The sequence below is a fragment of the Plesiomonas sp. ZOR0011 genome, assembly GCF_000800945.1.
GTDB classification, from domain to species: Bacteria; Pseudomonadota; Gammaproteobacteria; order Enterobacterales; family CAMTGL01; genus Plesiomonas; species Plesiomonas shigelloides.
The window spans coordinates 25,429-37,492 of record NZ_JRKB01000069.1; the positions used below are offsets into that span (position 1 = coordinate 25,429).

General features: G+C 42.4%; 12 protein-coding genes. 2 read left to right on the plus strand and 10 right to left on the minus strand.

Annotated elements, in window-relative coordinates; translation table 11 throughout:
* Window position 1 precedes the first annotated feature (1 nt).
* Together L975_RS12550 and L975_RS12555 are read left to right on the plus strand one after the other, a co-directional pair.
* Window positions 2–751, plus strand: a complete 750-nt coding sequence (locus L975_RS12550) for a 3-deoxy-D-manno-octulosonic acid kinase (RefSeq protein WP_072033073.1) — start codon at window positions 2–4, stop codon at window positions 749–751.
* A gap of 6 nt (window positions 752–757) precedes the next feature.
* Window positions 758–2,749 carry an acyltransferase family protein gene (locus L975_RS12555; RefSeq protein ID WP_047708922.1) on the plus strand — a complete coding sequence of 664 codons (1,992 nt, stop codon included), beginning with the start codon at window positions 758–760 and terminating at the stop codon, window positions 2,747–2,749.
* Between the two features lie 206 nt (window positions 2,750–2,955).
* On the opposite strand, the gene L975_RS18685 is transcribed toward L975_RS12555, so the two are convergent.
* The 10 genes from L975_RS18685 to L975_RS18460 form a co-directional block, all read right to left on the minus strand.
* Entirely contained in the window at window positions 2,956–3,654 is a 699-nt protein-coding gene (locus L975_RS18685; protein WP_039046079.1) for a CatB-related O-acetyltransferase, read from the minus strand.
* A gap of 45 nt (window positions 3,655–3,699) precedes the next feature.
* Window positions 3,700–4,644, minus strand: a complete 945-nt coding sequence (locus L975_RS12565; protein WP_047708924.1) for a WavE lipopolysaccharide synthesis family protein — start codon at window positions 4,642–4,644, stop codon at window positions 3,700–3,702.
* Window positions 4,641–5,384 (minus strand): glycosyltransferase family 2 protein, encoded by a 744-nt coding sequence (locus tag L975_RS12570; RefSeq protein WP_047708926.1) that lies wholly within the window; start codon window positions 5,382–5,384, stop codon window positions 4,641–4,643. Before L975_RS12570 ends, L975_RS12565 begins: the two co-directional genes overlap by 4 nt.
* Window positions 5,381–6,964, minus strand: a complete 1,584-nt coding sequence (locus tag L975_RS12575; RefSeq protein WP_047708928.1) for a capsular biosynthesis protein — start codon at window positions 6,962–6,964, stop codon at window positions 5,381–5,383. Before L975_RS12575 ends, L975_RS12570 begins: the two co-directional genes overlap by 4 nt.
* Entirely contained in the window at window positions 6,955–7,335 is a 381-nt protein-coding gene (locus L975_RS12580; protein ID WP_000734013.1) for an HAD-IIIC family phosphatase, read from the minus strand. The genes L975_RS12575 and L975_RS12580 overlap by 10 nt, the downstream gene beginning before the upstream one ends.
* A complete protein-coding gene (gene waaA / locus L975_RS12585; protein ID WP_047708930.1) occupies window positions 7,332–8,612 on the minus strand; it encodes a lipid IV(A) 3-deoxy-D-manno-octulosonic acid transferase in 1,281 nt (426 codons plus the stop codon). Before waaA ends, L975_RS12580 begins: the two co-directional genes overlap by 4 nt.
* Window positions 8,612–9,394: a glycosyltransferase family 32 protein gene (locus L975_RS12590; protein ID WP_047708931.1), complete on the minus strand. Its 783-nt coding sequence runs from the start codon at window positions 9,392–9,394 to the stop codon at window positions 8,612–8,614. The genes waaA and L975_RS12590 overlap by 1 nt, the downstream gene beginning before the upstream one ends.
* 6 nt (window positions 9,395–9,400) lie before the next feature.
* Entirely contained in the window at window positions 9,401–10,462 is a 1,062-nt protein-coding gene (gene waaF / locus L975_RS12595) for a lipopolysaccharide heptosyltransferase II (protein WP_039046073.1), read from the minus strand.
* 34 nt (window positions 10,463–10,496) lie between these two features.
* Window positions 10,497–11,708 carry an O-antigen ligase gene (locus L975_RS12600; RefSeq protein WP_047708932.1) on the minus strand — a complete coding sequence of 404 codons (1,212 nt, stop codon included), beginning with the start codon at window positions 11,706–11,708 and terminating at the stop codon, window positions 10,497–10,499.
* Window positions 11,709–11,774: 66 nt separating this feature from the next.
* The gene (locus L975_RS18460; protein WP_218185599.1) at window positions 11,775–12,026 is read right to left on the minus strand and encodes a hypothetical protein; all 252 of its coding nucleotides are present in this window, start codon (window positions 12,024–12,026) and stop codon (window positions 11,775–11,777) included.
* Window positions 12,027–12,064 lie beyond the last annotated feature (38 nt).

The following is a 12,064-nucleotide window of genomic DNA, read 5'->3' on the forward strand; positions in this document are numbered from 1 at the left end:
CATGAAGGGTAGTATTGCAAAACTACAAGATAATGATAGGAATCGCCCCTTGATACAGACGTTCAACGACGCTCAGCAGAAAATTTGGTTTGACGACGCGCTTTTGCATGAAGATCCAAGTCAATGCTGTAACCCTGAGTTTTGGCAGCAAAACAATAAGCTGATCGGTAGTGCATCAGGGCGAGGCACCACGTGGTTTGTGCAGTTGCAACAGACTCAAGGTGCGTTGCGTCATTATCGCCGCGGTGGTTTGTTTGGCAAGCTGGTGGCCGATTCTTACTGGTTCGCGGGCTGGGAAAAGAGCCGCAGTTATCAAGAGTTTATGTTGCTCAATCACTTACGTGACGCTGGTGTTAACGTACCGCGCCCAATAGCCGCTCGCGTACAAAAACATGGACTGTTGTATAAAGCCGATCTCTTAAGTGAAAAAGTGCCGAATGCCCGCGATCTGGTGAGCATTTTACAAGAAAGCCCGATCAGTAATGAACTCTATCGTAAAATCGGTCGTGAGATCCGCAAAATGCACGATGCGCAAGTCAACCACACAGATCTTAATATTCATAACATTTTGATTGATGAACAAGAGAAAGTATGGATTATTGATTTTGATAAATGTTTTGTACAGCAGGGTGAAGTTTGGAAACAAGAAAATTTAAATAGATTAAAACGTTCGTTTGAAAAGGAATTTGTCAAGCGTAATATATATTGGTCAAACGAGCAGTGGGAGCAACTGCTAGTAAAAAATAAGTAGATTTTAATGAGTGATATTAAGTATAGACCAGACATCGATGGCTTGAGAGCTGTCGCCGTTTTGATGGTTATTTTATTTCATATGAACGCCGATTGGATCCCTGGAGGTTTTATAGGTGTTGATGTTTTCTTTGTTATATCTGGCTATATCATAACATCAGCAATTTACCCTAGGATTTTAAATGATGAGTTTTCTTTTAATCATTTCTATGTGAGGCGAATAAAGAGAATTCTGCCATTGTTTTATCTGGTGGTGATGACAAGTCTTTTTTTTGCGTATTTTTTTTTCACGCCAAATGATTTTGTTGGTTTTGCAGATAGTTTGCGTTATGCAAGCTCATTTATTAGTAATGTTTATTTTGAAAAGCATTCTGGCTATTTTGCCCCAGCCTCTGAAACGCTCCCATTGCTTCATACGTGGTCATTATCGTTAGAGGAGCAATTTTACTTTATTTGGCCTATGGCCTTAATTTTAATTACACGTAGCTTAACGCTACGTTGCTTTTGGTTCGTTATTTCTTCGAGTTTAGTAGGGTTAATTGCTTACTCTGAGTACATGGCAAGGTTAAGCGGTAGTTCTAGTTATTACTTAATTCAAAGTAGGGCTTTTGAGTTCTTGATTGGCGCATTTTTAGCCATAATGGTTTGCAAAAAAAAAATCAGTATGGATTTACCGATGGGATTTTGGCAGTTCACTGGCATTGCCGGGATGGTAAGCCTTGCATTCCTTTCCTTTTATTTGAATGAAAATGATATTTTCCCTGGGCTTCATGCGCTCGTTGTGACTATAGCTTCGGCTTTAGTCATCTTATCTGGTGTGTCAAAAACAAGTATCGTTTCTTATATATTGAGTTTGCGCCCTATGGCGTTCATAGGTCGCTTGTCTTATTCATTGTATCTATGGCATTGGCCGGTCTTAGCATTTTATCGTTACTATTTCATTAGCTTTACGATTGTTGATGCCATCATTTGTGGCGTGATCACGGTTGTGCTCTCCTTTGTCTCTTGGCGGTGGTTCGAAACCCCTTTGCGAAATTCGAAGATTGGCAATCTATGGGTTTATTTGTTTTATTTAATCTTGCCAATAGGTGGGATAGTTATGATAGCGAAAACGATCGTTTCACAAGACGGGTATCCTGACCGATTCAGCAATTCAGTCCAAGAAATATTTCGCCAATCATCCTATACATTCGATGACGATAAGAAACGTCGACCTCAAGTTGTTGACTCATACCCTTTTGAGTCAACAGTGATCGGAAATATTAAAAAACCGATCACAGCTTATGTTTGGGGTGATTCTCATGCCGGACATTTTCGAAGTTTTGTCGACGTGTTGGGAAAAAAACAAGGTTTTTCAGCATTATATGGTGGTTTGGGTGGGTGCCCTCCTATTCTAGGCCATGACCTAATTAAATATGGTCAGCCTGAGAAAGAGTGTTCTCAACGAAATAATGAAATTGCTCTCAAACTCACTGAATTAAAACCAAGCATGGTGTTTTTAGCTGGGCGTTGGGCCATGTACACAGAAACAACACGTGCTATAGGCGAAAAAGGTAGTCGTGTCTATTTAGGTGATAAAACGGACTATAGTGAGTCGATTGATAATAGTCGTAGAGCTTTAAAAGAAGGTTTAGAACAGACAATTAGCCATCTAATTGGGGCAGGTATCAAGCCTATTTTGTTTGAGCAAGCACCAGCTTATAGCTTCAATCCGAGCAACTGCCTAATTAAGAAAAGCACGTATGCTTGGATGAAAGGTATATCATGTGATTTGCCTTTAAACGTAATGCTTGAACGTCAGGAGGCTGCTAATACCATTATATATGATATTGCAAAAAAATATCCACAAGTTAAAGTCATCCCGGTTGTCTCACTTCTTTGCGATGAAACTAGTTGTAAGAGTCAGTTAAATAATACACCTTTATATTTCGATAATAATCATCTTAACTATGAAGGAGGGAGGGTGTTAGCCTTGCATTGGTTAGAAATAAATAAATGAAGGTTTCAGGTGATAGTTAAGTTATGCAGCTGAACCACGTAATACCTAATCCGGTATGGTTCTTTATTTTTAGTGGCTGATATCGTTAAGAACAACGCACGTAGTTAAATGCTGCGTTGTTCTTATTTAATTACACCATAACTATGATATAGCTTAATGATAACAATTAAATTTGCGTATATTGTAAGTTACAATACACTGGTTGGTTAGCTTAGATAAATTTTCTCTGGTGAGTATGGTTCTATTTTTGGTAGTTGACGTTTAAAATATGCACACATTTGTGTTCCGGAAAAATTTAAATCCATGCCTGAGAAATCTTTATAGTGATAATCCCACCATTTAATTTCTAATAATGATGCAATTTCACTTGCAGTGAATCGATATTTGATTACCTTTGCCGGAATACCTCCCATCACTGCGTATGGTGGGACATCTTTGGTGACGACGGCATTTGCAGCGATAACAGCACCATCAGCAATCTTTATCCCTGCTTTTAAAGATACATTTTGGCCAATCCATACATCATTACCTATGACTAATCTTTCTATCGGTTTGAGCGGTTTTAGTGCGAATGGTTGGCGTTCACCACCCAGAAAATCATACTCATAAGTTAATGGCGATGTTGTAAAGGTGTGGAGAGGATGCTCAGTACCGATTATTTTTAAACCGCCAGAGATCGAGCAGTATCGGCCAACGATTGAATCTACTGGCAGTGCAGAATGGGAGTATGAAAATGCCCCCATTTGCCACAAATGATTTCTTGAGATACTAAAGTGTGTGTGTGGCTCAATCGCGAGTGGCTCAGCGATCTTATAGGCTTTCTTAAACCACTTTTTGAGCGTGATATGGGACTTTTTTAACTGAATAAGCTCATTAACAGTTAAAAAGCGTTTTTGGGTTTTCATAGTCAATTAATCTTGTTCACTCGCTTTGCTATCAATTGGAAACTCTTATTTTGTCACTCGAGTTGGATGGATTTTCTTAATCATCAACCCTGTCCATTTTTTATATGCTCTATAAATACGCTTTTTATCGATTAGAGTATTTTTAGAGATCAAACCGTTAAGATACAGCCAATCCTTAAGGTCATATTCAAGCGCCAGATTACCTCGTTTATAGAAGCGCTCAGTGACATCCAATCCAATATTTTCTGGACAATCCATGAGTAAGTTATTGGCCATAAACTGTGGCCAAAAGTTTTCACCTAAGCCTGCGTGATCGCAGGTTTTACTCTCGATATGGTGCTCTTCACCAAGTAGAGCAGAGATCCAGTTCAGACATAAAACTTGCTCTGTTGCCGGGTGGCGTGCTTTGTAGCCCGGCTTAAGCGTGAAGCGTAATTCCGGTATCCAGCGATCAGACCAAATGGTCAGGAGATCTTGGGTCAGGCCAAAGTCAAACAGATCGCTTTTATGAAAATGAACCGGATGCCCGTAGTGGCTTGAAATAAAAAACGTGCTGCTGGTGAGCACTCGCTGAGTCAAAAATTGATAATTCTGCGCTCTAGGGAGATCGGCATATCGTTCATACAGCTCAACAAATTGGCGTCCCGTCAGTAGGTTATCGGTACGTAACTTAACCGCATAAGGCGTTTTCACCGCTTTCAGCCCCATATGGGTGCTGTACATCTGACGGTTATTATTGAGTTTGAGTGGCTTGCCATCATGAAAAACGGTATTTGCGCCGGGATCATCCAATTCCAACACTTGGTCGTAATCGAGCCCATCCAACGGCTGCCCTTTCCAAGTCGACAGAATGATGGTCGATTTAGGAAAAAAGCGCCGTATGGAGTTCAAACACTGCTCTGTGATACCCGCGATTTGCTGACGACTGGCGCTGGCTTGTACCGGCCCCTGTACAACAAAAGTGATCGCTTCATCATCAATCTTGATCATGGTTGTGGCTGCCTCAAAAAGTCAGTGTACTCATCTGGCACGCCACAAAAAATGACCTCATGACGCGCGATCAGGTGGTAGTGAATATTCAACCCTTTTTGAATGAGCAAATTGTAGAGTGGCGCAATGTATAGCTCGCCTCGCTCCCATTCTTGGCTAGGTCTGGCAATGTATTCGCGATACGCCTCCAAGTAATCCTCTTTACGATTGAAGTGATAAAGCCCGGTGCTACAGAGATTGGAAATCGGATTTTTCTCGGCTGTCTGAATCACTTTAGTGCTGCCAGTATGCTCTGGTTTGGCGAAAGACCAGTTGTCACCGCTGCCCTGAAACACTTCTAGGTAGCCATCGCTGTGTTGGCTAATGTCAGGGAATACAAAATTCGGACGGAATGTATCGATGTTAAACACTGTGATCGAGCCTTGATAGTCCACGCCTTGCTTTGCTAATTCCTCTAACCCCAAGGTCACCGTTTCTGCTTGGCCGCGAGTTTCGGTATGCAATTCAGCAATATAAAACTGTTTAATTCCAAGCTGAGTCGCTTTTTCGCGCACAAAGGCCGCAGTGTCGTAAACATTGCGCACAATAAACAGAAACGGAGTGCTAGCAAAATAGGCGGTAAAGCTGTTGACTGAGTGTTCAAACAGAGTTTGACCATGGGCTTCAAGCATATATTTAGGCTGTGTATAACCAGCTTTAAAGAAGCGAGAACTCATTCCCGCCATTGGGATCACAATCATTGATCAAGCCTCAATAAAATTTGGTGGAGACGAAACGCATTCGCAAACAAGGCATCTTGGCGGTGGCGATCATCGGCGTGCAAAGGCAACATGGATAGGAATAGTTGAATTTGCATCGCGTAGAGATTTTTCGCCGTGAGACCGAAGGTCTGTTCAATCAGTTCGATAAAACCTTGTTGCGTCTCTTTATGATGGCTCTGCTCGGCAATCTTTAATTCGATCGCGTTATCGGCAATTTCAACATGGTAGTAACCAGCAATAATCCAGTCATACAAGCCAAGAATCGAATGACTCAGCTTAGCGAGATCGTAGCGGATATCACCATACAGTGTTTTCTGCCCATCAGGGGTCATCCCTCTAGGATCAATCGTCTTAATCTTATTGGCTCGGAAGTCATACAAAATGTTGCTAAAGCAAAAATCACCGTGTAAGACCCCTAACAAGGGTTCCCCATTAGGCAAATGTTTTTGGCTATCACGTAGAATTTGCGCTAGCGAAACATGTTGTCCAGCGTACTGCCATTGATCTTCTAAAGTGATGTGTCGCGCTGCACAGAATTCTTTGAGGCGTAGATCGGTTTTATCGGCAAACAGTATGTCGAGAGTATTGATAGGAGCATTTGGCTCGACCGATTGCTCAAGGCATAGGCTTAAAAACTCCACTGCGCTAGCTAAGATTTTTTGCCAGATTTGGCTCGGTAATCTGGAAAAAACGAATAACTCGTTCAGTGCTGTTAGGTAGAGATACTCTAAACGATAGGAAATTTTCCCCTCGCTGTTTTGGCTACCTAAATATTGTGGAATGAAGCCTCGCATCGCCATTGGTAGATTGTCAAACCAGTAAGCTTCAGCGGCGATTTTTTGGTTTTTGATGCTCGATTTTTCAATCCATTTAGCGGTGATGGTCAGTTCATTAAAGGCGCGCTGAGTGGTGAATTCGGCTTTGGAGTGATAGTAAGTATTCACATGGCCAAAATCGAGCCAACCGATGGAATTGACCGCACTTAAGCCGACGCTTTTATGATAGCGATTGAGGCCTGCAATAAACTTCCATTCACTCTGAGTGATACAACGAACCAGTTCCCGTGGTCGGCTGAATTTGAAGTAACCATCGATAATTCGCTGACTTTCGTGACTCATGGGCGTATTGGCATCTTGTAGCCAATCGACTTCATCATTAGTTAATACGGCCCAGTTATAGCTGTCTTTTGCGGTGGAAACGCTGACGATATCATCACCAACGGGCAGTTGGTTAAATAGCGTATCACCGTAGAGGATGTGCAGTGGTGCATTGAGTGAGTGCCCACTAATATTGAGTGCCGCCACCAGTGATGCCCCTAAGCTGAGTCCATCCGGCGTCGCGATAATTGTCACCTGATGTTGTTCAAGCCATTGGCGGTCGATCTCTGAGACAGCATAAGATTCAGGCAAAGAGAGATAAACTTTTACGTCTTGTGGTGCTAAAGCAACTTGATGCTGAAAAAGACGACGATTGCCTAACGGCAGAAAACTCGGAGGAATACGCCCAAATTCAGATTCCAACTCTTGGCCAACATATGCACCAGACATAATTAAGAACATGATTTTTCCTTCTCAAAGAGTTGGTGGATCTCTTCCAAACTCATCGAGGCAAATTCGGAAGGACGCACGGCGCGATCATCAATGTAAAAGCCATCGTGCCCACACCAAGGTTTTCCTACTAAAATTTCATCATAAGGCACTTGGTGTTTATCCAGCCACTCAGTAATGATAGGAAGCGTGTGGATATTGATTTTGCCGACGTTACCCTCATAAGTACGCATATTACGCGCCGTCGAAATCACAATCTCAAACCCTTGTTGGTGATATTCGCGAAGTTGCTCAATCACATCAAGCCGAGGTAGTACGTTACGATAATCGGAAGTATTGGCTTGGGTGAGAGTGCCGTCGAGGTCGACGATCAATTTTTTCATTGGGCGAATTCCTTAGTAAAACCTAATTCGATCAAGGTGTTTTCGAGAGCTCCACGATTTTGCATCACAATCGCTAAGGCATTTTTTCCGGATTGCTTCCGTTCTTGAGTATCAGTAAACCAATGATTCACCTGCTTGGTGATGCTTTCTGATTGGTTAGCAATCACACAGGCATATGCGTTGATGAGTGCATGAGTGATATCAGTGAAGTTGTAAAAGCTAGGGCCTGTAATGATGGGTTTTGCCAGCGCGGCAGGTTCAAGCAAATTATGCCCACCGACTTTTTTGCCCACTAAACTGCCACCCATAAAACACACATCAGAAGCGCCGAGTAATACCAGCATCTCGCCCATGGTATCGCCGAGATACACTTGAGTGTCGGAGGTTATGGTTTGTTGGCTGCTACGAGTTTGCACTGAAAAGAGGCTGGCCGCGAGCTTATGAACAGCCACAAAACGTTCAGGATGGCGCGGCACTAAAATCAACAATGCATCAGGATGTTGCTTGAGGATCGCTTGATGTGCGGCTAAGACGATTTCATCTTCGCCTTGATGTGTACTTGCGGCTATCCAGACTGGACGATGGTTTCCTAAAGCCGTTCTGAGCGCTTCACCTTGAGCAATTACCTCATCGGTGATGTTGATATCAAACTTAATCGATCCAGTAATCTTGACTTTTTTCTCATCTATACCGAGCCGAATAAAACGCTGCGCGTCGTCTGCGAATTGGCACAACACTAGGCTGAGATGCTTCGCCATGCAGTTAAAGAACGGACGAATTCGTTGATAGCCGCGATAGGATTTTTCCGAAAGTCGTGCATTCACGAGTGTGATGGGTAAACCCGCTTTGGCGACAGTATGTAGAGTATTTGGCCATAGCTCTGTTTCCACGATGATCAATTGGCAAGGTCGGGCACGACGCAAAAAGCCTCTCACGGCAAACGAAAAATCAATCGGGGTATAGCGATGCTCAACCCAATCGGCCAATTTTTCCGCTTGTTCTGCACCCGTCGGGGTGGTGGTAGTCAGCAGAATCGGTGTATTCGGTGAACGCTGTTTAATTTGTTTTATGAGTGGCGTTACCGCTAAGGTTTCACCCACCGATGCGGCGTGGATCCAGATCGGTGGTTTTGCGGCTTTTAGTGGAGGGGTAATGCCGAAATGCTCTTTCCAACGTTTTCCGACACTGGGTTTTCCCTGTCTACGGCGATAGAGACCACACAGCAAAAACGGTGCAGCTAAAGTGAGTAAAAGCGTATAAAGCGTACGGAGTAGCATTATTTTTTCACGAGATCTTCGGGGTTGATGTGTGTCCACTTGCCACGAGGTTTATCGATGTACTGGAAGTGTTCATTGGTAAAGGTGCCCTGAATACATACGTATTTACGATCTTGAGTGTGAATCACCGCTTTAGCTGACAAGATGTTATTGAGTACCGTTGGTCCTGTGGAGTGATACACCCCCATGGAAGGCTCGTAGTGATTCACGTTATAAACCACCTGTTCAATTGTGGCCTGTAGATCTGGATTGTTTGGTGCAGTTGCAATGAAGTAGTTAGTGATCTCGGTATTATTTTTAATGCGAATATACAGCTCTTGTGAGTCGCCGAGCAGCTTATCGAGCGGCCATACCAGCGTGGCATCAATATCCATATACACTCCACCATAGGTATTAAGCACCACTAAACGCCATAAATCAGCTTGGGCTGCGCCGTTAGTAAGGCGTGAATAAGCGTCATAAACTTCCGGCGAAGCATGTTCTTTTAAGAACTCACCAGGTGCTTCGGTACTCACATAGCGATAGTCACAGCTGAGCGACATTAGGCGGTTAAACAGATAGTTAAGGTAAACCGGTAGTGAAGCTTGATTGGTGAAGTTGGTTTGCCAAATAGTGCGCGGAATGGTGGCATTGGCACGCATTTTTAGCTTAGCTGGTGAGTAAGCGGGAATCGTAAAACGCAGCTTTGGAAACACCCAATGAAACGGGTAAGAGAGCATTTTAAACAGGTTACCCGTCAGACGAATTAGTCGGTTAGCAGCCACTTTAGCGGGGTTGTTCATAAGTGTTTATATCTCATTAGCGAGTGCCGATTTCGCATCGGGCACGATAAATAGGTTTAGCGCTTCAATGACACGAGAAGGCAATAGAGAATTGAGGCAATCCATATGGCCTAGCGGGCATTCTCGTTTAAAGCAAGGGCGACACTCAATATCTGTATGCACCATCGCCAGTTTATCGGTCAGTGGTGGCGTGTATTTGGGGGAGCTAGAGCCGTAAATAGCGACAATATTACACCCGACAGCTGCAGAAACATGCATTAATCCTGAGTCATTGCTCACCACCGTATGACAAGCAGCAAGTAAGTCAACCGCTTCAATTAACGAGGTTTCTCCAGCAAGATTGGCGCAGTATGCTTGTTGCTCTGAGCTTAATGCTTGTTGTATTTGGGTTGTGACTGGATGATCTTTCGCTGAGCCAAACAACCACACCTGAAAGCCTTGTTCAATCACATAGCGAGCGACTTCGGCGTAGTAGTGATCGGGCCAGCGTTTAGCAGGGCCAAACTCTGCTCCTGGGCAAAGACCAATAATCGGCCGCGTCGAATCTAAGCCGAGTCTCTGGCGCGCCTTCTGCTGCGCGTTATGGTCAACGGTGAGTTTTGGTCTTGGACAGTGTTCCAATGAAACGTCTGCTCGCATTGTCGCTTTGGGATGAGCCAATGCGACGTACCTTTCAACCATGTATTGAAATACACGTTTGTCCGGACGTAAGTCATTAAGCAGCCCATAACGAAATTCACCTTTCCAGCCAGTACGGCGTGGGATTTTGGCGAATACCGGAATCAGAGCAGATTTTGCTGAATTGGGCAGCACATAAGCCTGATTGTAGTGTTTGTCTCGTAGCTCATGACCAATGGCCTTACGCTCATGGAGATTGAATGCACCATGGCCAATCGTCATTTCAATTGCTTGATTGACTTCAGGCATACGTTCTAAAATCGGCTTGCACCAAGCTGGCGCTAAAACATCAATCTGTGCGTTAGGGTGTAGCTGCTTTAGGCGTTGGTATAAGCTCTGTGACATTACCATATCGCCTACCCATGACGGGCCAATAATCAAAAGTTTCATTAAATTTTATTAATCCCTATATAATGTTGATGGATTAATTATATTTTTCTATACGAATCATAGCAAAAATTGTCGCTAGCATAAAACCATAAAAAGTGCTAATAAGGTTGGCCTCTAAAGGTACCTCTGTTAGTCCATAAATGATAAATCCTGCCACAAAAATAGTCCCAGTAAATCCCCAGATGCTTTTTGTTGATATATAGTGTTTTAGAAAGACAATGAAAGGAATAAATAACATGAGTGTAATTCCTAATAGACCGCAAAACCCGTTGCTAGCAAGCATTTCGAAGTATTGATTATGGGCATGGCCTCTAGTGGTATCGAGAGCGTATATGTTTATTTCCCCTTGTTGATAAAGATGTTTGTTAAGTACTTCTCTATCATGGTAAGGAAGGCCAATCAAGGGGCTTAGCTTATAGGCTTCAATAGCTGCCTTCCATAAATATAATCGCGTTCCACTGGATATGGCTGAGTTATAATTTCCATTTTTAATGTCACTAAACTCCGAGATCGTGTAATTAATCCTTTCTTTCACTTCAGGAATGGTGGCATAAAGAGTGAATATTAAAGTTAAACAAATAGATAGAATGGATGTAATTCTTTTTCCACCAAAGTCACGCCATTTTAAGATTATGAATAGCATTAAAAGCAAAGGTGCTGCTAATATGGCCCCTCGGGTAAATGTCAAAAACATTGATATTGTATTTAATATGCTTGCGAAAATTAATGGTAGAAAATACTTGTCTCTTTCAGTGGATAGACAAAGTGATAGAAATGCAAGAGCACAGGAGAGATAGCCAAAATTTATACTATACAAAAAACCATCAACTCGAGGCATTCCTAACAAAAAAAACTGATAGATAGCAACAAAAAATGCTCCAACTGATCCTATGATTACTCCCTGAGACAGCTTGTCTTGAATTGATTTTGGGTTAATAATGGTAGCATAAATAAAAAAGTAAATAGGAATGCATAGGATGAGTCGTATGCCTCCTTGAAAATAACGTAGAGTGGAGTGATCTGAAATTGCCACTGGAATATTAACTAGAAAGTAAGTAGCTAGTGTCGCGACAACGATAAAATCAAAACGATTTAGACGTGATTGGTTTTTGTTTATATATAAATGTCGAACGGAATACAACATTAATAATGTGATAATGAGTACGCTTCCGTTTTTTGTCATGAGCAGCAATGCAAGAGCTAGGAATGTACTGAGCTTAATCACACTGGTGTCAGTTATTTTCATCGTGGCTTGCTTCTCTTAATTTTTAAGTTTGTAAATGAATGGCCTTTAAATTATAGTTTAACTTTTTTAATATGTTAGGGTTTTTCTCCAGGTGATATTTTCTTTGACTACTTTGGCTGGATTTCCTGCTGAAACGGTTTTTTGTGGAATATTCTTGGTGACTAGAGACCGAATGCCGACGATGGCATTATCATCAATGATAACTCCTTTTAATATGATTACGTCATCCGCGAGCCATACATTATTACCGATATGTATATTTTTTGCCGGATTTATTCTTTCGCTTCCTAATAATATATCATGGCCGTCGGATGTCATTATTTTTACATTCCTCGAAAACATGCAGGAGTGGCCAA